Genomic DNA, 23,643 nt, shown 5'->3' on the forward strand with positions numbered 1-23,643 from the left:
CCCGGGGTCGTCGCTACAGTGACGACCCGTTTTTGTTGCCTTGCTAACGAATTATGACGCCCCTAGAACGATATCAAGCTGATCTGAAACGCCCGGACTTCTTTCACGATGCCGCGCAGGAAAACGCTGTGCGTCATCTGCAGCGCCTGTACGACGATCTGATCGCCGCTCACGACAGCAAGCCCGGCCTGTTCGGCAAACTGTTCGGCAAGAAAGAGCAGACGCTGGTCAAGGGGCTGTACTTCTGGGGTGGCGTAGGCCGCGGCAAGACGTATCTGGTCGATACGTTCTTCGACGCACTGCCGTTTCAGGACAAGGTCCGTACGCACTTCCACCGCTTCATGAAGCGCGTGCACGAAGAGATGAAGACCCTCAAGGGCGAGAAAAACCCGCTGACGATCATCGCCAGGCGTTTTTCCGATGAGGCGCGGGTCATCTGTTTCGACGAGTTTTTTGTCTCCGATATTACCGATGCCATGATCCTCGGCACGCTGATGGAAGAGCTGTTCAAGAATGGCGTGACGCTGGTGGCCACTTCCAACATCGTTCCGGACGGCCTGTACAAGGACGGCCTGCAGCGGGCGCGCTTCCTGCCGGCTATCGCGCTGATCAAGCAGAACACCGACATCGTCAACGTCGACAGTGGCGTCGATTACCGTCTGCGTCACCTGGAGCAGGCTGAACTGTTCCATTTCCCGCTCAACGAAGTTGCACAGGAGAGCCTGCGTAAAAGCTTCAAGGCGCTGACTCCGGATTGCGCGGAAACCATCGAAAACGATGTGTTGATGATCGAAAACCGCGAGATCCGTGCGCTGCGCACCTGTGACGATGTGGCGTGGTTCGACTTCCGTGAGTTGTGCGACGGCCCGCGCAGTCAGAACGACTACATCGAGCTGGGCAAGATCTTCCATGCCGTGCTGATCAGCGGCGTCGAGCAGATGGACGTCGCCACTGACGACATCGCCCGACGCTTCATCAACATGGTCGACGAGTTCTACGATCGCAACGTCAAGCTGATCATCTCGGCCGAGGTCGAATTGAAGGACCTGTACACCGGTGGCCGGTTGATGTTCGAGTTTCAGCGCACCCTCAGCCGTCTGCTGGAAATGCAATCCCACGAGTTCCTCTCGCGGGCGCACAAGCCCTAGTCGCAGCGGCAAGTTTCAAGCTGCAAGCCGCAAGCTAAAAGCCCAGGCTCTTGCAGCTTGCAGCTTGCAGCTTGCAGCTTATAGCTTCTCCCTCTGACCCTCGAACTGTTGCCGATACTGATTGGGTGACAGCTCGGTGTGCTGGCGGAACAGTCGGGCAAAGAAGCTGGCGTCGTCGTAGCCCACTTCGTAGCTGATGGTCTTGATGCTCTTGCGCGTCCCCGACAGCAATCCCTTTGCAGTTTCGATCCGCAGCCGTTGCAGGTAATGCAGCGGCTTGTCGCCTGTGGCGGTCTGAAAGCGGCGCATGAAATTGCGAATGCTCATGCCGTGCTCACGGGCCACGTCTTCAAAGCGGAACTTGTCGGCAAAGTGCTCTTCCAGCCAGTGCTGGATCTGCAGAATGACCACGTCCTGATGAAGCTTCTGACCGCCAAAACCGATTCGCCCCGGCGAGTAGGTGCGACGCACTTCATAGAGGATGTCGCGGGCGACGGCCTGGGCGACATTTGCGCCGCAGAAGCGCTCGATCAGATAAATGTACAGATCGCAGGCCGAGGTCGTGCCGCCCGCGCAATACACGTTGTCGGCGTCGGTCAGGTGCTTTTCCTGATTGAGCAGGACCTTGGGATAGCGCTCGGCGAATGCGCTGAAAAAGCGCCAGTAGGTCGTCGCTTCCTTGCCGTCCAGCAAGCCGGCTTCGGCAAGCCAGTAGACGCCGGTGGCTTCGGCGCAGAGTACGGCACCGTTGGCGTGCTGCTCGCGCAACCACGGCAGGATCTGTGGGTAACGCTGGCAGAGGGTTTCAAAATCGTCCCAGAAGGCCGGGATGACGATGATGTCGCTCTGGCAGAGCGCGCCGTCGACCGGCAGGGTGACATCGCTGAAGCTGCTGACCGAAAGCCCGTCCGGGCTGACCAGGCGCGTTTCGAAGGCGGGTACCAGGCCATTGCCCAGTTGCTTGCTGTAGCGCAGGCTCGCCAAGTGGAAGAAATCCTTGGCCTGCATGACAGTGGAGGCAAACATCTTGTCCGTGGTCAGGATGCTTACGCGGCGCAGAAGAGTGGCGTGTTGGATCGGCATAATCGTTATTCTTATATGGGTAAATGGTCAAGCAACGGCTGGATCGTCTTATTTTTTGCCAGAACTGTCCAGCCTCGTTACGTGGGGGCCCTTGGCAGGGCACCCATGATGGCTTTGTGCTAAGAGGGTAAATATCCGCCAATCCACGCCCCGCAGGCAATAAACAGAATGTGAACAAAAAATCCGGTTGAGGTTATTTTTACAGTCTGTATAATCCGCCAGCTCTTTGCAGTGGAAGTGATGCGCCGTCTGCCGAAGAATCTTGCCGTATAACGGACGCGCTGACCCGAGCCCCCGATAGCGTCTGTTTCCGGCTGCCTTTGACTTGTCAAAGTACGCACTATTCAGTAAGATCCGCCGTCTAATTTTCAGGGCGGCCCCTGAGGCTATAAAGAATGAAAACTTTTACTGCTAAACCGGAAACAGTTAAGCGCGACTGGTTCGTCGTCGACGCTGCTGGTCAGACCCTGGGTCGTCTGGCCACCGAAATCGCGAGCCGTCTGCGTGGCAAGCACAAACCGGAATACACTCCGCACGTTGATACCGGCGACTACATCGTCGTGATCAATGCCGAGCAGATCCGCGTTACTGGTGCCAAGACCACCGACAAGATCTACTACTCACACTCCGGTTTTCCGGGCGGGATCAAGTCGATCAACTTCGAAAAGCTGATCGCCAAAGCTCCTGAGCGCGTGATCGAGACCGCAGTCAAAGGCATGCTGCCTAAGAACCCGCTGGGTCGCGACATGTATCGTAAGCTGAAAGTCTATGCGGGCGCTGTACACCCTCATACTGCTCAGCAGCCCCAAGAACTGAAGTTTTAACGGAATAGTTCATTATGTCGGCGACTCAAAATTACGGCACTGGCCGTCGCAAGACCGCAACCGCTCGCGTTTTCCTGCGTCCGGGTACTGGTAACATCTCGATCAACAACCGCTCCCTGGATAATTTCTTCGGCCGCGAAACTGCCCGCATGGTAGTTCGTCAGCCGCTGGAACTGACCGAGACAGTTGAAAAGTTCGACATCTACGTCACCGTTATCGGTGGCGGTGTGAGTGGTCAGGCTGGCGCAATCCGCCACGGTATCACTCGCGCTCTGATGCAGTACGACGAGACACTGCGTGGCGCTCTGCGTAAAGCAGGCTTCGTGACTCGCGATGCTCGTGAAGTTGAACGTAAGAAAGTCGGTCTGCGTAAAGCGCGTAAGCGTCCGCAGTACTCGAAGCGTTAACACGCTCTTCGTTCAAAGAAAGAACGTCCATCCCCTCGCGGGGCTGGACGTTTTTTTATGGGCGTGATTTTTACGGTCAGGATGTTTTTGCGTTGCTCGTTTTACGTCGATATTGTGAAATTTATCCGCCTGTCGACGAAGATTACGGAATTTACATCGCGTAAATGAGCTATCTTGTGGCCCGCGACGAACACCTGTCCTGTTGCGTTCATTATCGGATGCGCCCTTCAAGCGCGTTCGTTCGTCTGTCCGATAAATTTTAACAAGCGAGGAGGATCGCCATGGGCGTGACCAACCGGTTGGCCTGCTACTCCGACCCCGCCGACCACTATTCTCATCGCGTACGCATTGTGCTCGCCGAGAAGGGTGTCAGCGCCGAAATCATTGAAGTGGTGGCAGGTCGTCATCCGCCGCAGCTGATTGAAGTAAATCCATACGGCAGTGTGCCGACCCTCGTTGATCGTGACCTGGCGTTGTACGAGTCGACCGTGGTGATGGAGTACCTGGATGAGCGCTATCCACATCCGCCTCTGCTGCCCGTCTATCCGGTTGCCCGTGCCAATAGCCGTTTGCTGATCCATCGTATTCAGAGAGACTGGTGCGGCCTTGTCGACCTGATCCTGGATACGCGCAGCAAAGAGCCCGCTCGTGTTCAGGCGCGCAAGGAGCTTCGCGAGAGTCTGGCCGGGGTTTCCCCGTTGTTCGCGGAAAAAGCTTTTTTCATGAGCGACGAGCTAAGTCTTGTTGACTGCTGTCTACTCCCCATACTCTGGCGTTTGCCAATTTTGGGTATTGAATTGCCGCGGCCTGCCAAGCCGTTGCTTGATTATATGGAGCGCCAATTTGCGCGTGAGGCTTTTCAGACGAGTCTGTCTGATGCCGAACGTGAAATGCGCTAAGGCTTAAGGAGCCGTTAATGAACTCCAGTCGCCCTTATCTTGTTCGTGCTCTCTATGAGTGGATCGTCGATAACGATTGCACCCCGCATGTGCTGGTCAATGCGGATTACCCGGCTGTGCAGGTCCCACAAGGATTTGCCAATGACGGGCAGATTGTCCTGAATGTTTCCCCAAGTGCCGTGCGTCATCTGCATATGGATAACGAAGCGGTGAGCTTCGAAGGCCGCTTCGGCGGTGTGCCGCACACGCTTTATGTACCTGTCGCTGCCATCCTGGGTATTTATGCCCGCGAGAACGGTCAGGGCATGGTTTTCGATCTGGAGCCTTCCATGGAAGAGGGTGAAGAAATCGAGATCGAGATCGAAGACGATACGCCTCCGCCAGACAGCGAACCGCCGCGTCCGAGTGGCAGGCCGAGTCTGAAGGTCGTGAAGTAAAAAACGGGCAATAAAAAAGGCGATCTTCGGATCGCCTTTTTCATGCCTGCCGGTTACCCGTCAGTCGATGTACTCGAAGAGTTTGACGATCTTCTGTACGCCGGAGACGCCCTGTACCAGGTTGGTGGCGCGATTGGCTTCGTCCTGGGTTACCAGGCCCAGCAGGAACACGATGCCGTTCTCGGTCACCACCTTGATGCGTGAGCCGGGGATGGATGCGTCAGCGATCATCTGGCTTTTGACCTTGGTGGTCAGCCAGGCGTCGTTGTTGCGCGCCAGCAGCGAGGAGGGTGCCATCACCTGCAGTTCGTTGTTGACCTTCTTGACGCGCTGAACGGCGCTGGCGGCCTGTTCGGCCATGGCCTTGAGGTCGGCACGCGGTGTCTGGCCAGCCAGCAGCACGATGCCGTTGAAGCTGGTCACGACGATGTGCGAGCCCTCTGCGAGGTCAGGGCTGGCCTTGGAGATGTTGACGGCTGCCTTGGTCTCGATCAGCGAGTCATCGATCTTGCTGCCGAAGGTGCGCGTGCCGCGATCGTCTTCGATCGGTTTTTCGCGAGTGGCCGTGATCACCGAACTGCATCCGGTGATGCTGAGGCACAGTGTCAGAACCAGTAGGCTGAGACGATTAGGGGTCATTCTTCACTCCCGAACAGTTGGCTGTCGATCAGATCGCAAAGGCAATGGATCGCCAGCAGATGGACTTCTTGTATGCGTGCCGTGACATTGGCGGGTACGCGGATCTCCACATCCTCAGGCAATAGCAGTGAGGCCATGCCGCCACCGTCGCGTCCCGTCAATGCTACGACAATCATTTCGCGATCATGTGCGGCCTGGATGGCCTGAATAATATTCGCCGAGTTGCCGCTGGTAGAAATAGCCAGCAATACATCGCCCGGCTGACCCAGCGCGCGGATCTGTTTGGAGAAGATTTCGTTGTAGCTGTAATCGTTTGCGATCGAGGTGATCGTCGAGCTGTCGGTGGTCAGTGCAATTGCCGGCAGGCTCGGCCGCTCACGTTCGAAGCGGTTGAGCAGTTCCGAGGAAAAGTGCTGTGCGTCGCCAGCTGAGCCGCCGTTGCCGCACGCGAGCATCTTGCCCTCGTTGAGCAGGGCATTGACCATGACCTGACTGGCTTGCTCGATAAAGGGTGCAAGGACTTCCATCGCCTGTTGCTTGGTTTCGATGCTGGCCTGGAACAGCCGGCGAATTCGGGATTGCATGTCCATCAATGTGACCTTAATTAGAGCGTACGGCGGCGGGACGGATGCGCCGGGTTCTCCCGGGAGCTATCCGGCACACAAGGTGTGCAGCCGGCAAAACAAATAGCGAAATCGGTGAGGGCTGCAGCGTATTGCAGGTCATGACTCAAGTCGGGCTGCTGCTTCACTGTGCCAGGTCAGCTGTCAAAAGCGCTCTTGATCCAGTTCAACGGTGCAGCCTTGCCGGGCTCGCCTTCAATGGCGATCACGTCGAAACGGCAGGGGTGATTGGACCAGGCCGTTGCATGCTGTAGAAAAAGCTGTGCGGCGGTGACGAGTTTCCCCTGCTTGCGAAAATCGACGCTTTCCATGGCACCACCCCATCCTGAATGGCGACGGTAGCGAACTTCGACGAATACTACTGTATCGCCGTCAAGCATGACTAGATCAAGCTCGCCGCGTTTGCATAACCAGTTTTGTTCAATCAGGCGCAGCCCCTGTTGTTGCAAAAACTGCAGGGCGAAGGCTTCGGCCTCGCGCCCTGCTTGCTGGCGGGTGCTGCGTTGCATCAAGGAGCGGTGTCCGGCAGGCGCTGGATCTTGCCGTCGACGAATTCGGCCCATGGCAACTGACGTTCGACGCGACGGCCAGGGTTCAGGCTGAGGCTGCCGGACAGCCCGTCAATGCGGCTGTCAGGCATCGCCTTGAGCTGGGCAAGGCGCGGTGCCAGGCGGTAGGCGTCGATACCCATCGCATACAGACGACCCAGGCTGCCTGCAGCCTGTGGCCATTGCGCGGTGACCTGCTGGCGCAGCGGGTCTTCGGCGTTCAGCAGCCATGGCGTTTCGCAGAAGCGCACGCCATTGAGGTCCATGTATTGCGCATGATCGTTGCTGTTGGTGAACAGGTGCGAAGTGGCGTAGACCGGAACGTCACCTGCGTACTGGAAGACCATGGTGGGTTTGATCTGCTGCGCTTGCTGTGGGGTCGCGGCGAGGAACATGAAGTCGATGTCCTGGCGACGGCTTGGCTGAGCGGCGACTTGAGTGCCGGCCGTGCTTTGCAGGCGCTGCGCGCGGCCTTCGCTGTTGCGCAGCTGGAACAGATCGGCGACCTGCTGTGCCAGTTCTACAGGCTGATCAACGTGCTCTGCAGCGATCAGCGTGCCGCCCTTGGCCTGCCAGCTTTTGCGGAAGGCATCCAGCACGCGGTCGCCCCATTCGCCTTTCGGAACCATCGCCACGGCGCTGCGCTTGCCGTCTGCCCAGGCGCGACGTGCAACCTCGCGGGCTTCGTCTTCTGCGGCCAGGCCGAACTGATACAACTGCGCCGGGCCTTCATTGCTGGTATCGCTGTAGTTCAGCGCCAGGGTGGTGATAGGCAACTGCTGACGGCTGTTCAGCTGTTTGACGAGGTTCTTTTCCAGCGGACCGACGACCAGTTGCACACCAGCGGCCTGAGCCTGACGGTAGAACTCGTCCATCGAGGTGATTCGCGAGCTGTCGAAGACCTGGATGGCCGGAGGATTCTCGCCTGCTTGCTGAGCCTGGAAGTGCGCGGCCATGAAGCCTTCGCGCAACGCCTTGGCAACTGCGGCCAACTGACCGTCCTGCGGCAGCAGCAGGGCAATTTTGGTAATCGGCTCGCTGGTCAATGCGCGCAGCTGGGCGAGGGCGGTTGGCAGTTGCTGTGCAGCAGGGTGTTTAGGGTTCTGCGCTTTCCAGTTGTCGATGGCAGTCTGTTGCTGCTCAAGCGTGCCTGCGCCCTTGATCGAGCGAGCCAGATTCAGCCAGCCGCCCATGTCGTCGGTGGCTGTGCTCTGCAGTTGCTCGGCAGGCAGGGCGGAGACCAGTGTCCAGATCGCGTCATTGTTGGCGCTGGCGTCTGCGCCTTGTAGCAGCGGGCCGGCGTAAACACGTTCATTGGCGGCTGCGAGTGCCTGACCATCGGCTTCCAGGGCGCGCGCCTTGACCATATGAGTGCGGATCTGCTGCTCGACCGACAGTTCGCCCAAGCGTTGCATGCTTGGATGATTCAGCGCGGTCAGCGCTGCCTTGGGCTGATTGCGGCCCATCGCCAGCTCAGCGGACAGTGTGCTGGCGAAAACCTGCAAGCCGGGCTTGAGTTGATCGATTTGCACCTGTCCGAGGATTTGCGCGGCGCGTCCTGCGTCGTTCTGGCGGCTGGCCAGATCAGCAGCGCTCAAGCGCAGCGTTGCGGCCTGCTCGGGTGTTTTGGCGCTGGCAGCCTGCTCGAGCAATTGCTCGATGCTGGCATCAGGGGTTCGAGGCAGCTCGCCAAGGCTGGACGAGGGCGAGCTGGCACAGGCTGCGAGGAGGGCAGCGAGGCAGAGGGCAGAGAGCAGCCGCAGACAAGCGATCATTGGTATGTTCCTGAAACTCGAGCGAATTAACGGGGGATTGTACCCAAGCGCTGGCCGGGGTGCGATGTCGAAGGTATTTAAAGCCGTGATATCAGTCGCGTTAAGGTCATCTGGCGGCCAAATCGTTCAATTCGAGAGGTGCGCCGCGTTTCTTGCTCGGGTCTGAACATGTTTTCATTCCTTTTTTGTCGGCATCCTGACGCGCGAACCGTTCCGCCGGGCCGCAGCCTGTACAATGCATTTTTTTCAAGCACCTGTTTTAACCTGCGAGGTTTGCGTTTTGACTGTTCCGGTTGTTTCGAATTCCACTCCGGGTTCGCTTTATGTAGTGGCGACTCCTATCGGCAATCTGGACGACATGAGTGTGCGGGCCTTGAAGGTGTTGCGCGACGTCGCGCTGATCGCAGCTGAAGACACGCGTCATTCCGCACGTCTGATGCAGCACTTCGGCATCTCCACGCCATTGGCTGCCTGTCACGAACATAACGAACGTGATGAGGGTAGTCGTTTCATCACGCGTCTGCTGGCCGGTGATGACGTCGCACTGATTTCCGATGCGGGCACGCCACTGATCTCCGATCCCGGTTATCACCTGGTGCGCCAGGCGCGTGCCGCAGGTGTGCAGGTCGTACCGGTGCCGGGTGCTTGCGCCTTGATTGCGGCTTTGTCTGCGGCCGGGCTGCCGTCGGATCGATTCATTTTCGAGGGTTTTCTTCCTGCCAAGTCTGCGGGTCGCAAGGCCAGGCTCGAGCGTGTCAAAGAAGAACCGCGCACGTTGATCTACTATGAGGCGCCGCATCGCATCCTGGAGTGTCTGCAGGATATGGAGCTGGTGTTCGGTGCTGATCGTCAGGCGTTGCTGGCGCGTGAAATAACCAAAACTTTCGAAACCCTCAAGGGTCTGCCTTTGGGTGAGCTACGGGCATTCGTCGAATCCGACAGTAATCAGCAACGTGGCGAGTGCGTAGTGCTGGTGGCTGGCTGGACGCCGCCGGATGACGAGGACGTCATTGGTGAGGAGGCTCGTCGGGTGCTGGATCTGTTGCTTGCAGAGATGCCGCTCAAGCGTGCCGCGGCGCTGGCTGCCGAAATAACCGGCGTGCGCAAGAACCTGTTGTATCAGGTGGCGCTGGAGAAGCAGAAGGAGTAGCGGCCTGCTTTTGAAAGGGGTAAGGGGGACACGCATGCTATTAAAGCTTGTTCTTGATGGCGTGTGCCGCTAACCTTGTCGGCGGAGAGTCGATTGGACAGTCGCTGCCTCTTGTTGTTCCGCAACAAGGGGGGGAGGAAAGTCCGGGCTCCATAGGGCGGAGTGCCAGGTAACGCCTGGGAGGCGTGAGCCTACGGAAAGTGCCACAGAAAATAACCGCCTAAGCACTTCGGTGCCGGTAAGGGTGAAAAGGTGCGGTAAGAGCGCACCGCACGTCTGGTAACAGTTCGTGGCAAGGTAAACCCCACTCGGAGCAAGACCAAATAGGGTTCCTAGGCGTGGCCCGCGCTGGAACCGGGTAGGTTGCTAAAGGCGTCCAGTGATGGCCGTCGTAGAGGAATGACTGTTCTCGACAGAACCCGGCTTACAGATCGACTCTCCACCTTTTTTCTTCCCCTTCGTTTCAAGCAGCAAAACCCCTCCGTAATACCAAAAAAATCTTACAGCTCATAAATCACATTAACTTTGAATCGCAACGATTTGAGCTGTGTGGGATTTATCCGTCGGATCCTTCTCAGAATTACCCTTTTATCCCCAATACCTCTCCTAAATCTCCGAAATGTAAGGGTTTTCCTTAAGACCGTGCCTTGACGGTGTGGTGGCCGCGTTCCTATAGTGTGCGCAAGTGGCAGAAAGTGGCACGAAGTGGGTTTTTTTAGCGCAAAAAGCTAATATTCGGAGAATGCGCCTGTGTTCCGTGGTGCCAATGCGATCAATCTCGATGCCAAGGGCCGTCTCGCTATGCCGAGCCGGTACCGTGACGAGTTGGATTCGCGTAGCGCCGGCCAACTTATCGTGACCATTGATGCTGTTGATCCATGCCTTTGCCTTTATCCGCTTTCCGAATGGGAGCTGATAGAAGCAAAACTTCGTGATCTGGCGACGTTTCGTGAAGAGAACCGCCGTCTGCAAAGGCTTCTGATTGGTAATGCTGTCGATCTGGAACTCGACGGGAGTGGGCGTTTTCTGGTACCGCCGCGCCTGCGCGAGTACGCGAAGCTGGATAAGCGCGTAATGCTGGTGGGCCAGCTGAACAAGTTTCAACTGTGGGACGAGGACGCCTGGAATGCTCTTGCTGATGCTGACCTGGCTGCCATTCAAAAACCTGGCGCGATGCCCGACGAATTACGTGATTTGATCCTGTGACTATGAATAGCGGCTTTACCCACATCACCGTGCTGCTCGAAGAAGCCGTGGAGGCTCTCGCGGTGCGCGCCGATGGCTGCTATCTGGACGGCACGTTCGGACGTGGCGGGCATAGTCGTCTGATACTCAGCCAGCTGGGCCCAGATGGTCGGCTTCTAGGATTCGACAAGGACCCTCAAGCGATTGCCACCGGGCAAGCGCTAGCGGCCGAAGACGGCCGCTTTGTCATTGTGCAGCGCAGCTTTGCCGAATTGGGATCCGAGGCTCAGGAACGCGGTTTGGCGGGTAAGGTCAGTGGCATTCTGCTGGATCTGGGTGTGTCGTCCCCGCAGCTGGATGATCCCGAGCGCGGTTTCAGCTTCATGAACGACGGTCCTCTGGACATGCGCATGGACCCTACCCGTGGCGTAAGTGCTGCCGAGTTCATCGCGACTGCCCCGGCTGAAGAAATTGCCCGCGTCTTCAAGGAATACGGCGAAGAGCGATTTGCCAAGCGCATGGCCAACGCGGTCGTCGCGCGTCGCGAAGTCCAGCCTTTCGAGCGCACAGCTGATCTGGCAGAAGTGCTCAAGGTCGCCAACCCTGCCTGGGAAAAGGGCAAGAATCCTGCAACGCGTGCCTTTCAGGGCCTGCGTATTCACGTAAACAACGAATTGGGCGATCTGGAAGCCGGCCTCGAAGCGGCACTGGATGCGCTGGAAGTGGGTGGCCGCCTGGTCGTCATCAGCTTTCACTCGCTGGAAGACCGCATCGTCAAGCTGTTCATGCGCAAGCTCGCCAAGGGCGAAGCCGACAACATGCCGCGCAATCTGCCGATTCAGTACAAACCGTTCGAACCGAAAATCAAAATTCACGGCAAGGCCCAGTTCGCCTCAGATGTCGAAACCAAAGCAAACCCGCGCTCGCGCAGTGCTGTCATGCGTGTAGCGGAGAAGCTCAGGTGAGCCGTCTGTTTCTGAAGCCTCTGCCCGGCGGCAGTTTCATTATGCTGCTGCTGTTCATTGCCGTCCTGATTTCGGCGATTGGCGTTTCCTATAGTGCACATTGGAATCGTCAACTGCTCAACTCGCTGTATTCGGAAATGAGCGTGCGCGACAAGGCGCAGGCAGAGTGGGGGCGGCTGATTCTTGAGCAGAGCACCTGGACTGCACATAGCCGTATCGAGACTCTGGCCACCGAACAGCTGAAGATGCGCATCCCGAGCGCTGCCGAAGTACGCATGGTGGCGCCATGATGAAGCTCGATGGCGCTCTTTATCCGTGGCGTTTTCGCGTAGTCGTAGGGCTGCTGGTGTCCCTCGTGCTCGCCATTTGCTGGCGCATCGTCGACCTGCAGGTCATCGACCATACCTTTCTCAAGGAACAGGGCGATGCACGTAGCCTTCGGCATATTCCTATTCCGGCGCACCGTGGCCTGATCACCGACCGTAACGGCGAGCCGCTGGCCGTCAGTACGCCGGTGACCACGCTGTGGGCCAACCCGCGTGAAATGCAGCAGGACAAGTCCAAGTGGCCGATGCTGGCCGCCGCCCTGGGTCAGGATCTAAAGGCACTGACCGAGCGCCTGGACTCGCAGGCGAACAAGGAATTCATCTACCTGGTGCGTGGCCTGACGCCAGAGCAGGGTCAGTCGGTCATCGACCTGAAAGTGCCCGGTGTCTACGGCATCGAAGAGTTCCGCCGCTTTTATCCTGCCGGCGATGTTACTGCACACATGGTCGGCTTTACCGACCTTGACGACCATGGCCGGGAAGGCGTCGAGCTGGCGTATGACGACTGGCTCGCCGGAGTGCCCGGCAAGCGTCAGGTCATCAAGGACCGGCGCGGCCGACTGATCAAGGATGTTCAGGTGACCAAGAATGCCAAGGCCGGAAAGACCTTGGCTTTATCTATTGACCTGCGCCTGCAGTACCTGGCCACCCGTGAACTGCGCAATGCCATCGTCGAGAACGAGGCCAAGGCCGGCAGCATGGTGATCATGGACGTCAAGACCGGTGAGGTGCTGGCGATGGTCAATCAGCCGACCTACAACCCGAACAACCGCCGCACCATGGTGCCTGCCGCCATGCGCAACCGGGCGATCATCGACGTGTTCGAACCCGGTTCGACCATGAAGCCTATCTCCATGACCGCAGCGCTGGACAGTGGCCGCTGGAAGCCGACCGACAAGGTCGAGGTTTATCCGGGCACCCTGCAGATCGGCAAATACACGATTCGTGACGTGACCAAGACCGAAGGCCCGATCCTCGATCTGACCGGCATTCTGATCAACTCCAGTAACGTCGGCATGAGCAAGGTCGCGTTCGATGTGGGCGGTGAGGCGATCTTCCGTGCCATGCAGCGCGTCGGGTTCGGTCAGTACACCGGCCTCGGCTTCCCTGGCGAGCGCGTCGGCAACCTGCCCAACTACCGCGAATGGCGCAAGGCCGAAACCGCCACGCTGTCCTATGGCTACGGTCTGTCGGTCACTGCCTTGCAGCTGGTGCATGCCTACGGTGCGCTGGCCAACAACGGCCGCATCGTGCCGTTGACCATCCTCAAAACAGATAAAGAGCCGGAATCGACCCAGGCCATTCCGGAGAAAACCGCGAAGACTCTGCAGGGCATGTTGCAGCAGGTTATCGAGGACCCGCGCGGCGTCTATCGCGCCCGTGTGCCGTCCTATCACGTCGGCGGCAAGAGTGGTACGGCGCGCAAGACGTCCATCGGCACCAAGGGCTACGCGGAAAATTCCTATCGCTCGCTGTTCGCCGGTTTCGGCCCGATGAGTAACCCGCGCTATGCCATCGTGGTTGTCATCGACGAACCGAGCAAGGGTGGTTACTACGGTGGTCTGGTTTCGGCCCCGGTATTCAGCAAGGTCATGTCTGGCACGTTGCGTCTGATGAACGTGACGCCGGACAACCTTGCGCCGCCTGAACAAGTCAACGCCGCACCGGCAGCCAAAGGAGGGCGTGGTTGATGGCCTTTAATCTGAGCAAGCTTTTCGCTCACACCGACCGCGATGCGCTGATTCGCGAGTTGACTCTCGACAGCCGCAATGTGCGTCCGGGCGACCTGTTTCTGGCAGTGCCGGGCATCAATGTCGATGGCCGCGCGCACATCGCCGACGCGCTCAAGCGTGGCGCAGCTGCCGTAGCCTATGAAGTCGAAGGGTCGATCGTTTTGCCGATCACTGACGTGCCGCTGATTCCGGTAAAAGGGCTCGCCGCGCAGTTGTCCGCGATCGCTGGTCGCTTCTATGGCGATTCGAGCCGCAGTCTGAATCTGGTGGGTGTTACCGGCACCAACGGCAAGACCAGCGTGACCCAGTTGGTGGCTCAGGCGCTTGATGCCCTCGGTCAACGCTGCGGGATCGTCGGTACACTGGGCACCGGTTTCTACGGTTCGCTGCAAAGCGGCCGCCACACCACGCCTGATCCGATTGCCGTGCAGGCAACGCTGACCGACCTGAGACAGGCCGGCGCGCGCGCAGTGGCGATGGAAGTCTCCTCCCACGGTCTTGATCAGGGGCGCGCTGCGGCGCTGGCCTTTGATGTGGCGGTGCTGACCAATCTGTCCCGTGACCATCTGGATTATCACGGCACCATGGAGGCCTACGCTGCCGCCAAGGCGAAGCTGTTCGCATGGCCTGATCTGAAATGCCGGGTGATCAACCTGGATGACGATTTCGGCCGTGAACTGGCCGCTGTCAAACAAGAGTCGCGCCTGATCACCTACAGCCAGCTGGACAGCACGGCCTACCTGTATTGCCGCGATGCGAAGTTCGATGACGATGGCGTGCGTGCCACGCTGGTCACGCCTCAGGGCGAACACTTCCTGCGCAGCAGCCTGCTGGGCCGTTTCAACCTTAGCAATGTGCTGGCTGCGGTCGGTGCATTGCTGGGCCTGGATTACGCGCTGGACGAAATTCTCAAGGCGCTGCCGAAACTCGAAGGCCCGGTCGGACGCATGCAGCGTCTGGGTGGTGCCGACAAGCCCCTGGTCGTCGTGGATTACGCGCACACCCCGGACGCGCTGGAAAAAGTACTCGAAGCACTGCGCCCGCACGCCAAGGGCCGCTTGTTGTGCCTGTTCGGCTGCGGCGGTGATCGTGACCGTGGCAAGCGTCCGCTGATGGCTGAAGTGGTCGAGCGTCTGGCCGACGGCGTATGGGTCACTGATGACAATCCGCGCTCAGAATCGCCTGTCAGTATTTTTGACGATATACGCCCTGGCTTCGTTGCTGCGGACAAGGTGCGTTTCATCGAAGGTCGCGGTCAGGCCATTGCCGAACTGATTGCCAGCGCCAATGCCGATGACGTCGTGGTGCTTGCCGGCAAGGGCCACGAGGACTACCAGGAAATCAACGGTCAGCGGCAGCCGTTCTCCGACCTGCAAGAAGCCGCCAGCGCGCTTGCTGTATGGGAGCCTGCGAATGCTTAAGCCAATGACCTTCAGCGAACTGGTTGTGCCACTCGACGCCCGTCTGGTCGGCGGCGACTGCAGCTTTGCCGGCGTCAGCACCGACAGCCGTGGCATCGAGCCTGGCCAGCTGTTCGTGGCCCTGACCGGTCCGCGTTTCGACGGTCATGAATACCTCGATCAAGTGGCTGCCAAAGGTGCGGTCGGTGCTCTGGTCGAGCGCGAAGTGCAGGGCGCCGCCTTGCCGCAACTGGTCGTGCTGGATACCCGCAAGGCACTTGCCCAACTGGGTGCCATGAATCGCAATGCGTTCGTCGACCGGCCGGTTGCTGCCGTCACCGGGTCGAGTGGCAAAACCACGGTCAAGGAAATGCTCGCGAGCATCCTGCGCACGCGCGGGCCTGTGCTCGCGACCCGAGGCAACCTGAACAACGAATTGGGCGTTCCACTGACGCTGCTGGAACTGGCCCCCGAATACACCTCGGCGGTGATCGAACTGGGTGCGTCGCGGGTTGGCGAGATTGCCTACACCGTGAGCCTCGCCAAGCCGCACGTCGCCATGATCACCAACGCCGGAACCGCCCATGTTGGCGAGTTTGGCGGCCCGGACCGCATTGTCGAAGCCAAGGGCGAGATTCTGGAAGGTCTCGACGCGGGTGGTACGGCAGTCTTGAACCTGGAAGACAAGGCCTTCCCGATCTGGCGCAAGCGCGCTGGCAATCGCAATGTCCTGACCTTCGCACTGACCGACTCTGCGGCGGATGTGTACGCCAGCGAGCTTAGCCGTGATGCGCGGGGTTGCCCGGCTTTCACCCTCAACAGCCCGCTCGGCACTGCCCGGGTTCAGTTGAACCTGCTCGGCACACACAACGTGTCCAATGCCCTGGCCGCTGCGGCTGCCAGCTGCGCAATGGGTGTGCCGCTGGAAGGGATCGTCACCGGACTGAACAGCGTGCAGCCGGTCAAGGGCCGTGCCGTGGCGCAAATCGCCAGCAATGGCACGCGCGTCATCGATGATACCTACAACGCCAATCCTGCCTCGATCAACGCGGCCGTCGACATCCTCACCGGCTTCACCGGTCGTACCGTACTGGTGCTTGGCGATATCGGCGAGCTGGGCGACTGGGCCGAGCAGGGTCATCGCGAAGTCGGTGCCTATGCCGCTGGCAAGGTGTCGGCGCTGTATGCCGTCGGCCCGCTGATGACTCACGCCGTCAGCGCCTTCGGCGAGCACGCTTACCACTTTGCCAGTCAGGCTGAACTGATTGCGGCGCTGGGCGCCGAGCAGGACCCTGATACCACTTTACTGATCAAGGGCTCGCGTAGCGCTGCGATGGAACACGTCGTGGCTGCCTTGTGCGGTTCTAGCCTGGAGAAACATTAATGCTGCTGCTGTTGGCCGAGTTTTTACAACAGTTCTACAAAGGCTTCGCGGTCTTTCAGTACCTGTCATTGCGCGGGATCCTTGGCGTGCTCACTGCACTGACGCTGTCGCTGTGCCTCGGGCCGTGGATGATCCGTACCCTGCAGATGCGTCAGATCGGTCAGTCCGTGCGTAACGATGGTCCGCAGTCGCACCTCTCCAAGTCGGGTACGCCGACGATGGGCGGCGCGTTGATCCTCTCGTCCATCGGTATCAGTACGTTGCTGTGGGCTGACCTGAGCAACCGTTACGTGTGGGTTGTGTTGCTGGTGACCTTTCTGTTCGGCGCCATCGGCTGGGTCGATGACTACCGCAAGGTGATCGAAAAGAATTCGCGTGGCCTGCCGAGCCGCTGGAAGTATTTCTGGCAGTCGGTGTTCGGCCTCTGTGCCGCGATCTTCCTTTATACGACTGCGCCGTCGGCGACTGAAACCACGCTGATCGTGCCGATGCTCAAGGATGTGCGCATCCCGCTGGGTATCGGTTTCATCGTGCTGACCTATTTCGTGATCGTCGGCTCCAGCAACGCAGTCAACCTGACTGACGGGCTGGACGGTCTGGCGATCATGCCGACGGTGATGGTGGGCGGTGCCCTGGGCATTTTCTGCTACCTGTCGGGCAACGTGAAATTTGCTGAATACCTGCTGATTCCCTACGTACCGGGGGCGGGCGAGCTGATTGTGTTCTCGGGCGCGCTGATTGGTGCCGGGCTGGGGTTCCTCTGGTTCAACACGTACCCGGCGCAAGTATTCATGGGCGACGTCGGTGCTCTGGCACTCGGCGCAGCTCTGGGCACCATGGCGGTGATCGTTCGTCAGGAAATGGTCCTGTTCATCATGGGCGGTGTGTTCGTGATGGAAACCCTTTCAGTGGTCATTCAGGTTGCGTCTTTCAAACTTACCGGTCGCCGCGTATTCCGCATGGCGCCGATCCACCACCACTTTGAACTCAAAGGCTGGCCCGAGCCACGTGTGATCGTCCGTTTCTGGATCATCACCGTGATTCTGGTGCTCATTGGCCTTGCCACGCTGAAACTGAGGTAGAACGAGTGTCCCTGATCGTTTCCGACCGCTTCCGCATTGTCGTGGGTCTAGGCAAAAGCGGCATGTCCCTGGTTCGCTTCCTGGCGAACCAGGGCGTGTCCTTTGCCGTGGCCGACACGCGGGAGAATCCTCCTGAGCTGGCGACCTTGCGTCGCGACTATCCGCAGGTGGAAGTGCGTTGTGGCGAGCTGGACGTGGATTTCCTCTGCCGTGCCGATGAGCTGTATGTCAGCCCCGGTCTGGCCCTTGCAACCCCGGCCCTGCAGCAGGCTCACGCACGTGGCGTCAAACTGTCGGGCGACATCGAACTGTTCGCGCGTTACGCGAAGGCGCCGGTGATTGCCATTACCGGCTCGAATGCGAAAAGCACCGTGACCACACTGGTCGGTGAGATGGCCGCTGCCGCTGGAAAGCGTGTGGCGGTGGGCGGCAATCTCGGCACTCCGGCGCTGGACCTGCTCAGCGACGATGTCGAGCTTTACGTGATGGAGCTTTCCAGCTTTCAGCTCGAAACCACCGACCAGCTCAATGCTGAAGTGGCGACCGTGCTGAATATCAGCGAAGACCACATGGACCGCTACAACGGTCTGCCTGCTTACCACCTGGCCAAGCACCGGATTTTCCGTGGCGCGCGGCAAGTGGTGGTCAATCGTCAGGATGCGCTGTCCCGTCCGCTGATTGGTGAAGGCCTGCCGTGCTGGACATTCGGCCTCAACAAGCCCGACTTCCATGGTTTCGGCCTGCGTGAAGAGAGCGGCGAAAAGTACCTGGCGTTCCAGTTTGAAAACCTAATGCCGGTGCGTGAGCTGAAAGTGCGCGGTGCACACAATCAGGCCAACGCGCTCGCCGCCTTGGCGCTTGGGCATGCAGTCGGCCTGCCGTTCGACGCCATGCTCGCCAGCCTGCGTGAATTCACCGGCCTTGAGCATCGCTGCCAGTGGCTGCGCGAGCACGATGGCGTTCATTACTACAACGATTCCAAAGCCACCAACGTGGGCGCCGCACTGGCGGCCATCGAAGGGCTGGGCTCGGATATTGACGGCAAGCTGGTGCTGATCGCCGGCGGCGATGGCAAAGGCGCTGACTTCAGCGGCTTGCGTGCGCCAGTCGCCAAGCATTGCCGCGCGGCGGTCTTGCTCGGACGTGATGCCGAACTGATTGCCCAGGCATTGGGCGACGCCGTTCCGCTGGTGCGTGTCGACACCGTCCAGGCGGCTGTCGAGCACAGCGCAAAACTGGCTCTGCGTGGCGACGCCGTATTGCTTTCTCCTGCATGCGCCAGTCTGGACATGTTCAAGAATTATGAAGAGCGCGGACGTGTGTTCGCGCAGGCAGTGGAGTGCTTGTCATGATCTTCGGTGTGATCAAGCCTTATCCATCGCCACTGATCAGCGGGCGCGGCATCGACCTGGACTTCCCGATGCTGGTCGGCTGCCTGGCGCTGCTTGGCCTTGGCCTGGTGATGATTACCTCTGCCTCGTCGGAAGTGGCCGCAGTGCAGTCGGGCAACACGCTGTACATGATGACCCGTCACCTGGTTTATCTGCTGATCGGCCTGGGTGCCTGCGGCGTGACCATGATGATCCCGGTCGCCACCTGGCAGCGTCTGGGCTGGATGATGCTGCTCGGCGCGTTCGGTCTGTTGCTGCTGGTGCTGGTGCCGGGGATCGGGCGCGAGGTGAACGGTTCGATGCGCTGGATCGGCTTCGGCGCGTTCAACGTGCAGCCGTCGGAAATCGCCAAGGTGTTTGTGGTGATCTTCCTTGCCGGCTACCTGATTCGTCAGCAGCAGGAAGTTCGCGAAAGCTGGATGGGCTTCTTCAAGCCGTTCATTGTGCTGTTGCCGATGGCCGGTCTGCTGCTCATGGAGCCTGACTTCGGTGCGACCGTGGTAATGATGGGCGCCGCGGCGGCCATGTTGTTCCTCGGTGGTGTCGGCCTGTTCCGCTTCTCGCTGATGGTGGTACTGGCGGTTGCCTCTGTTGTGGTGCTGGTTCAGGCCCAACCTTACCGGATGGCGCGTCTGACCAACTTTACTGACCCGTGGGCTGACCAGTTCGGCTCCGGCTACCAATTGACCCAGGCGCTGATCGCCTTCGGTCGCGGCGAGTGGTTCGGCGTCGGGCTGGGCAACAGCGTGCAGAAGCAGTTCTACCTGCCGGAAGCGCACACCGACTTCGTGTTCTCGGTCCTTGCAGAAGAGCTGGGCGTCGTGGGTTCGCTGATCACCGTCGCGTTGTTCCTGTTCGTCAGTATTCGCGGCATGTACATCGGCATGTGGGCCGAGCGCGCCAAGCAGTTCTTCGGTGCCTACGTGGCCTACGGTCTGTCGTTCCTGTGGATCGGTCAGTTCCTGATCAACATCGGTGTGAACGTCGGTCTGCTGCCCACCAAGGGCCTGACCCTGCCGTTCCTCAGCTACGGCGGCAGCTCGCTGGTGATCTGCTGCGCGAGCCTCGGGCTGCTGCTGCGCATCGAGTGGGAATCGCGCAACAACATGGGCAGTGAAGAAGCCGAGTTCAAGGAAAGCGACTTCGCCGAGGACACGCCCAATGGACGCTAACGTGCTGATCATGGCGGGCGGGACCGGCGGGCATGTATTCCCGGCGCTGGCCTGCGCGCGCGAGTTCCAGGCACGCGGCTACAAGGTCCATTGGCTGGGCACGCCGCGCGGTATCGAAAACGAACTGGTACCGCAGGCCGGTCTGACGCTGCACCTGATCAACGTCACCGGTCTGCGTGGCAAGGGCCGCTTGTCGCTGCTCAAAGCGCCTTTCATGTTGCTCAAGGCCCTGATGCAGGCACGCAAGGTCGTACGTCAGGTGAAACCGGTCTGCGTGGTCGGCTTTGGTGGCTACGTCACCGGCCCCGGCGGCCTGGCGGCGAAGCTGGCAGGCGTACCGTTGATCATTCACGAGCAGAACGCCGTGGCCGGTACCGCCAACCGCAGTCTGGCGTCGTTCGCCAGCCGGGTGTGCGAAGCGTTCCCGAACACCTTTGCGGAGTCGTCCAAGCGTCGCACCACCGGCAACCCGGTGCGTGTCGAGCTGTTTCTGGAAACACCGCGTCAGGCACTGGCCGGACGCAAGGCTCGTCTGCTGGTACTGGGTGGCAGCCTGGGCGCAGAGCCGTTGAACAAATTGTTGCCCGAGGCGCTGTCCCAGCTGCCTCAGGACATCCAGCCCGAAGTCTTTCATCAGTCGGGCAAGAATCATGACGCAGTTACCGCCGAGCGCTATCGCAACGCGGGCGTCGAGGCGCAGGTTGCGCCGTTCATCCAGAACATGGCCCAAGCCTATGGCTGGGCCGATCTGGTGGTCTGCCGCGCAGGTGCATTGACCATCAGCGAACTGGCCGCCGCCGGCCTGCCGTCGTTGCTGATACCGCTGCCCCACGCGATTGATGACCATCAGTCACGTAACGCTGACTATCTGGCTCGCGAAGGCGCAGCCTTCGTCATGCCGCAAGCGACAACTGGCGCCGCCGAGATGGCAGCACGCCTGAAAGAGGTTTTGATGCAACCCGAACAATTGAACAGCATGGCCCGTACTGCACGCAGCCTGGCCAGGCCTGATGCAACCAGCACCGTCGTCAACATCTGTGTGGAGGTGGCCCATGGTTGAGAATCAACGTGCCATGCCACAACCTGAAATGCGCCGTATCCGTCGTATCCACTTCGTCGGTATCGGCGGTGTCGGCATGTGCGGGATTGCCGAGGTGCTGCTGAACCTGGGCTACGAAGTCTCGGGCTCCGACCTGAAGGGTTCGGCCGTGACCGAACGCCTGGAATCGTTTGGCGCACAGATTTTCATTGGCCATCGTGCCGAGAACACCATCGGTGCCGACGTGCTGGTAGTGTCCAGTGCCGTCAACACCTCCAACCCGGAAGTGGCCACTGCGCTGGAGCGCCGCATCCCGGTTGTACCGCGTGCCGAGATGCTCGCCGAGCTGATGCGTTATCGCCACGGCATTGCCGTTGCCGGTACGCATGGCAAGACCACCACCACCAGCCTGATCGCTTCGGTATTCGCTGCCGGCGGCCTGGACCCGACCTTCGTGATTGGCGGCCGTCTGAATGCAGCGGGCACCAATGCTCAGTTGGGCACCAGCCGCTACCTGATCGCCGAAGCCGATGAAAGCGACGCCAGCTTCCTGCACCTGCAACCTCTGGTCGCAGTGGTCACCAATATCGACGCCGATCACATGGCGACCTACGAAGGCGACTTCAACAAACTGAAGAAGACCTTTGTCGAGTTCCTGCACAACCTGCCTTTCTACGGGCTGGCGGTAATGTGCATCGACGATCCGGTGGTGCGTGAAATTCTGCCGCTGGTCAAGCGCCCGACGCTGACCTATGGCTTCAGCGAGTCCGCCGATATACGTGCAATCAATGTGCGTCAGGACGGCATGCTGACCTTCTTCACCGTACTGCGCCGCGACCGCGAGCCGCTGGATGTGTCGGTGAACATGCCCGGCAATCACAACGTACTCAACTCGCTGGCGACCATCGCCATTGCTACCGATGAGGGCGTCAGCGACGAGGCCATCGTTCAGGGGCTTTCCGGCTTCCAGGGCGTTGGTCGGCGCTTCCAGGTCTACGGCGAGCTGCCGGTCGATGGCGGCAACGTGATGCTGGTCGATGACTACGGTCACCACCCGCGTGAAGTGGCAGCTGTGATCAGTGCGGTGCGTGGTGGCTGGCCTGATCGTCGTCTGGTCATGGTTTACCAGCCGCACCGGTTTAGCCGCACACGCGATCTGTACGATGACTTCGTGCAGGTTCTGGCGGACGCCAACGTACTGTTGCTGATGGAAGTCTACCCGGCCGGTGAAGAGCCGGTTCCCGGTGCGGACAGTCGTAACCTGTGCCACAGCATTCGTCAGCGCGGCCAACTGGACCCGATCTACATCGAGCGCGGTGTCGAGCTGGCGCCGCTGGTCAAACCGTTGCTGCGCGCGGGCGACATTCTGCTGTGTCAGGGCGCTGGCGACATTGCCGGTCTGGCACCGCAACTGCTCAAGAGCCCGCTGTTCGCCGGTGCCAAAGTGGCCTCCACCGAAGGGAAGCTGAAATGACAGCCGTCGCCCAGTCTTCCCTGCGCTCGACACTTGAGCCGAAAAGCTTCGGCCGTGTCGCCGTGCTCTTCGGTGGCAAGAGTGCCGAGCGGGCAGTCTCGCTGAACTCGGGTAACGCCGTGCTCAGCGCGTTGCTCGAGGCAGGCGTGGATGCGTTCGGCATTGATGTGGGCGATGATTTCCTGCAGCGACTGGTCAGCGAGAAAATCGACCGTGCCTTTATCGTTCTGCACGGACGTGGTGGTGAAGACGGCACCATGCAAGGCCTGCTGGAATGCCTGGAAATCCCTTATACCGGCAGTGGCGTACTGGCTTCTGCACTGGCGATGGACAAGTTGCGCACCAAGCAGGTCTGGCAGAGTCTCGGCCTCGCCACACCGCTGCATGCCGTTCTTGAAAACGAGAGTGATTGTATTTGCGCCGCGACGGAACTGGGCTTGCCTTTGATCGTCAAACCGGCCCATGAAGGTTCAAGTATCGGTATGGCAAAGGTGAACAGCGTCGATGAATTGATCGCCGCATGGAAAGCCGCCAGTACCTACGATTCGCAAGTATTAGTCGAACAATGGATTCAGGGACCTGAGTTCACTGTCGCGTCTCTGCGTGGCCAGGTGTTGCCTCCCATCGGCCTGGGCACTCCTCACAGTTTTTATGATTACGATGCCAAGTACCTGGCGTCCGATACTCAGTATCGGATTCCGTGCGGACTTGGCGATGCGCAGGAACAGGAACTCAAACAACTTGCAGCACGTGCTTGCGATGCCATCGGCATTGCAGGCTGGGCGCGCACGGATGTCATGCAGGACGCACAAGGCAAGTTCTGGTTACTGGAAGTCAATACTGTACCGGGCATGACCGATCACAGTCTGGTGCCTATGGCGGCCCGTGCGGCAGGTCTGGATTTTCAACAACTGGTGTTGGCGATCCTGGCCGACAGCGTTCAGGCGAGGGGTTAAGGC

23 protein-coding genes and 1 other RNA gene are annotated in these 23,643 nt (G+C 59.6%); 19 read left to right on the forward strand and 5 right to left on the reverse strand.

All coding sequences use genetic code 11. The features are described from left to right. Positions 1–53 precede the first annotated feature (53 nt). The gene (gene zapE, locus JOE29_RS04300; RefSeq protein WP_003340671.1) at positions 54–1,148 is read left to right on the forward strand and encodes a cell division protein ZapE; all 1,095 of its coding nucleotides are present in this window, start codon (positions 54–56) and stop codon (positions 1,146–1,148) included. A gap of 78 nt (positions 1,149–1,226) precedes the next feature. Here zapE and JOE29_RS04305 read toward each other — a convergent pair whose 3' ends face one another. Further along, on the reverse strand, positions 1,227–2,132 hold the full coding sequence (locus JOE29_RS04305) for a GlxA family transcriptional regulator (protein ID WP_161633437.1): 906 nt from the start codon (positions 2,130–2,132) through the stop codon (positions 1,227–1,229). A gap of 494 nt (positions 2,133–2,626) precedes the next feature. Here JOE29_RS04305 and rplM point away from each other — a divergent pair, with 494 nt between their 5' ends. From rplM to JOE29_RS04325, 4 genes are all read left to right on the forward strand, one after another. Next, positions 2,627–3,055: a 50S ribosomal protein L13 gene (gene rplM, locus JOE29_RS04310; RefSeq protein WP_002555065.1), complete on the forward strand. Its 429-nt coding sequence runs from the start codon at positions 2,627–2,629 to the stop codon at positions 3,053–3,055. 14 nt (positions 3,056–3,069) lie between these two features. After that, complete coding sequence (gene rpsI, locus JOE29_RS04315; RefSeq protein ID WP_002555064.1) at positions 3,070–3,462, forward strand: 30S ribosomal protein S9; 393 nt, start codon at positions 3,070–3,072, stop codon at positions 3,460–3,462. 281 nt (positions 3,463–3,743) lie between these two features. Continuing rightward, complete coding sequence (locus JOE29_RS04320) at positions 3,744–4,361, forward strand: glutathione S-transferase N-terminal domain-containing protein (protein ID WP_003424513.1); 618 nt, start codon at positions 3,744–3,746, stop codon at positions 4,359–4,361. 17 nt (positions 4,362–4,378) lie between these two features. Continuing rightward, on the forward strand, positions 4,379–4,798 hold the full coding sequence (locus tag JOE29_RS04325; RefSeq protein WP_003418802.1) for a ClpXP protease specificity-enhancing factor: 420 nt from the start codon (positions 4,379–4,381) through the stop codon (positions 4,796–4,798). A gap of 60 nt (positions 4,799–4,858) precedes the next feature. Here JOE29_RS04325 and JOE29_RS04330 read toward each other — a convergent pair whose 3' ends face one another. The 4 genes from JOE29_RS04330 to JOE29_RS04345 all read right to left on the reverse strand — a co-directional run bounded on the left by JOE29_RS04330 (position 4,859) and on the right by JOE29_RS04345 (position 8,383). After that, a complete protein-coding gene (locus JOE29_RS04330) occupies positions 4,859–5,437 on the reverse strand; it encodes a BON domain-containing protein (RefSeq protein WP_003313570.1) in 579 nt (192 codons plus the stop codon). Next, on the reverse strand, positions 5,434–6,027 hold the full coding sequence (locus JOE29_RS04335) for a phosphoheptose isomerase (protein ID WP_003418801.1): 594 nt from the start codon (positions 6,025–6,027) through the stop codon (positions 5,434–5,436). The genes JOE29_RS04330 and JOE29_RS04335 overlap by 4 nt, the downstream gene beginning before the upstream one ends. A gap of 170 nt (positions 6,028–6,197) precedes the next feature. Continuing rightward, positions 6,198–6,572 (reverse strand): YraN family protein, encoded by a 375-nt coding sequence (locus tag JOE29_RS04340; RefSeq protein WP_177205290.1) that lies wholly within the window; start codon positions 6,570–6,572, stop codon positions 6,198–6,200. Further along, complete coding sequence (locus tag JOE29_RS04345; protein ID WP_057406667.1) at positions 6,569–8,383, reverse strand: penicillin-binding protein activator; 1,815 nt, start codon at positions 8,381–8,383, stop codon at positions 6,569–6,571. The genes JOE29_RS04340 and JOE29_RS04345 overlap by 4 nt, the downstream gene beginning before the upstream one ends. A 280-nt stretch (positions 8,384–8,663) precedes the next feature. On the opposite strand from JOE29_RS04345, the gene rsmI reads away from it, so the two are divergent. From rsmI to JOE29_RS04415, 14 genes are all read left to right on the forward strand, one after another. Then, positions 8,664–9,533, forward strand: coding sequence for a 16S rRNA (cytidine(1402)-2'-O)-methyltransferase (rsmI, locus tag JOE29_RS04350; protein ID WP_016568902.1), 870 nt, complete (start codon positions 8,664–8,666; stop codon positions 9,531–9,533). A gap of 85 nt (positions 9,534–9,618) precedes the next feature. Next, positions 9,619–9,976: RNase P RNA component class A (gene rnpB, locus JOE29_RS04355), an RNA gene on the forward strand. 307 nt (positions 9,977–10,283) lie between these two features. Further along, entirely contained in the window at positions 10,284–10,739 is a 456-nt protein-coding gene (gene mraZ / locus JOE29_RS04360; protein ID WP_003406034.1) for a division/cell wall cluster transcriptional repressor MraZ, read from the forward strand. A 2-nt stretch (positions 10,740–10,741) separates the two neighbouring features. After that, the gene (gene rsmH / locus JOE29_RS04365) at positions 10,742–11,683 is read left to right on the forward strand and encodes a 16S rRNA (cytosine(1402)-N(4))-methyltransferase RsmH (RefSeq protein ID WP_080271076.1); all 942 of its coding nucleotides are present in this window, start codon (positions 10,742–10,744) and stop codon (positions 11,681–11,683) included. Continuing rightward, positions 11,680–11,973 (forward strand): cell division protein FtsL, encoded by a 294-nt coding sequence (ftsL, locus tag JOE29_RS04370; RefSeq protein ID WP_003340690.1) that lies wholly within the window; start codon positions 11,680–11,682, stop codon positions 11,971–11,973. Before rsmH ends, ftsL begins: the two co-directional genes overlap by 4 nt. Beyond that, on the forward strand, positions 11,973–13,700 hold the full coding sequence (locus JOE29_RS04375) for a penicillin-binding protein 2 (RefSeq protein ID WP_010427469.1): 1,728 nt from the start codon (positions 11,973–11,975) through the stop codon (positions 13,698–13,700). Before ftsL ends, JOE29_RS04375 begins: the two co-directional genes overlap by 1 nt. Then, positions 13,700–15,163 carry a UDP-N-acetylmuramoyl-L-alanyl-D-glutamate--2,6-diaminopimelate ligase gene (locus JOE29_RS04380; protein WP_003424508.1) on the forward strand — a complete coding sequence of 488 codons (1,464 nt, stop codon included), beginning with the start codon at positions 13,700–13,702 and terminating at the stop codon, positions 15,161–15,163. Before JOE29_RS04375 ends, JOE29_RS04380 begins: the two co-directional genes overlap by 1 nt. Beyond that, a complete protein-coding gene (gene murF, locus JOE29_RS04385) occupies positions 15,156–16,526 on the forward strand; it encodes a UDP-N-acetylmuramoyl-tripeptide--D-alanyl-D-alanine ligase (RefSeq protein ID WP_046266529.1) in 1,371 nt (456 codons plus the stop codon). The genes JOE29_RS04380 and murF overlap by 8 nt, the downstream gene beginning before the upstream one ends. After that, complete coding sequence (gene mraY, locus JOE29_RS04390; protein ID WP_003313553.1) at positions 16,526–17,608, forward strand: phospho-N-acetylmuramoyl-pentapeptide-transferase; 1,083 nt, start codon at positions 16,526–16,528, stop codon at positions 17,606–17,608. The genes murF and mraY overlap by 1 nt, the downstream gene beginning before the upstream one ends. 5 nt (positions 17,609–17,613) lie before the next feature. Next, a complete protein-coding gene (gene murD, locus JOE29_RS04395) occupies positions 17,614–18,960 on the forward strand; it encodes a UDP-N-acetylmuramoyl-L-alanine--D-glutamate ligase (RefSeq protein WP_137984158.1) in 1,347 nt (448 codons plus the stop codon). After that, entirely contained in the window at positions 18,960–20,171 is a 1,212-nt protein-coding gene (gene ftsW, locus JOE29_RS04400) for a putative lipid II flippase FtsW (RefSeq protein WP_162832611.1), read from the forward strand. The genes murD and ftsW overlap by 1 nt, the downstream gene beginning before the upstream one ends. Beyond that, positions 20,161–21,231 (forward strand): undecaprenyldiphospho-muramoylpentapeptide beta-N-acetylglucosaminyltransferase, encoded by a 1,071-nt coding sequence (murG, locus tag JOE29_RS04405; RefSeq protein WP_044312133.1) that lies wholly within the window; start codon positions 20,161–20,163, stop codon positions 21,229–21,231. Before ftsW ends, murG begins: the two co-directional genes overlap by 11 nt. Further along, positions 21,224–22,684 (forward strand): UDP-N-acetylmuramate--L-alanine ligase, encoded by a 1,461-nt coding sequence (gene murC, locus JOE29_RS04410; RefSeq protein WP_003418785.1) that lies wholly within the window; start codon positions 21,224–21,226, stop codon positions 22,682–22,684. The genes murG and murC overlap by 8 nt, the downstream gene beginning before the upstream one ends. Continuing rightward, positions 22,681–23,640 (forward strand): D-alanine--D-alanine ligase, encoded by a 960-nt coding sequence (locus tag JOE29_RS04415; RefSeq protein ID WP_003424491.1) that lies wholly within the window; start codon positions 22,681–22,683, stop codon positions 23,638–23,640. Before murC ends, JOE29_RS04415 begins: the two co-directional genes overlap by 4 nt. Positions 23,641–23,643 lie beyond the last annotated feature (3 nt).

The organism is Pseudomonas sp. PvP009, assembly GCF_017832995.1.
Classification (GTDB): domain Bacteria; phylum Pseudomonadota; class Gammaproteobacteria; order Pseudomonadales; family Pseudomonadaceae; genus Aquipseudomonas; species Aquipseudomonas syringae.

Excerpts from the sequence above, each read along its gene's own strand:
- JOE29_RS04335 (WP_003418801.1), bottom strand. The coding sequence starts at position 6,027 with ATGGACATGCAATCCCGAATTCGCCGGCTGTTCCAGGCCAGCATCGAA.
- murF (WP_046266529.1), top strand. The coding sequence starts at position 15,156 with ATGCTTAAGCCAATGACCTTCAGCGAACTGGTTGTGCCACTCGACGCC.
- mraY (WP_003313553.1), top strand. The coding sequence starts at position 16,526 with ATGCTGCTGCTGTTGGCCGAGTTTTTACAACAGTTCTACAAAGGCTTC.
- JOE29_RS04380 (WP_003424508.1), top strand. The coding sequence starts at position 13,700 with ATGGCCTTTAATCTGAGCAAGCTTTTCGCTCACACCGACCGCGATGCG.
- zapE (WP_003340671.1), top strand. The coding sequence starts at position 54 with ATGACGCCCCTAGAACGATATCAAGCTGATCTGAAACGCCCGGACTTC.
- JOE29_RS04330 (WP_003313570.1), bottom strand. The coding sequence starts at position 5,437 with ATGACCCCTAATCGTCTCAGCCTACTGGTTCTGACACTGTGCCTCAGC.
- rpsI (WP_002555064.1), top strand. The coding sequence starts at position 3,070 with ATGTCGGCGACTCAAAATTACGGCACTGGCCGTCGCAAGACCGCAACC.
- JOE29_RS04415 (WP_003424491.1), top strand. The coding sequence starts at position 22,681 with ATGACAGCCGTCGCCCAGTCTTCCCTGCGCTCGACACTTGAGCCGAAA.
- JOE29_RS04375 (WP_010427469.1), top strand. The coding sequence starts at position 11,973 with ATGAAGCTCGATGGCGCTCTTTATCCGTGGCGTTTTCGCGTAGTCGTA.
- rplM (WP_002555065.1), top strand. The coding sequence starts at position 2,627 with ATGAAAACTTTTACTGCTAAACCGGAAACAGTTAAGCGCGACTGGTTC.
- JOE29_RS04320 (WP_003424513.1), top strand. The coding sequence starts at position 3,744 with ATGGGCGTGACCAACCGGTTGGCCTGCTACTCCGACCCCGCCGACCAC.
- JOE29_RS04325 (WP_003418802.1), top strand. The coding sequence starts at position 4,379 with ATGAACTCCAGTCGCCCTTATCTTGTTCGTGCTCTCTATGAGTGGATC.
- murC (WP_003418785.1), top strand. The coding sequence starts at position 21,224 with ATGGTTGAGAATCAACGTGCCATGCCACAACCTGAAATGCGCCGTATC.
- rsmH (WP_080271076.1), top strand. The coding sequence starts at position 10,742 with ATGAATAGCGGCTTTACCCACATCACCGTGCTGCTCGAAGAAGCCGTG.
- murG (WP_044312133.1), top strand. The coding sequence starts at position 20,161 with ATGGACGCTAACGTGCTGATCATGGCGGGCGGGACCGGCGGGCATGTA.
- JOE29_RS04345 (WP_057406667.1), bottom strand. The coding sequence starts at position 8,383 with ATGATCGCTTGTCTGCGGCTGCTCTCTGCCCTCTGCCTCGCTGCCCTC.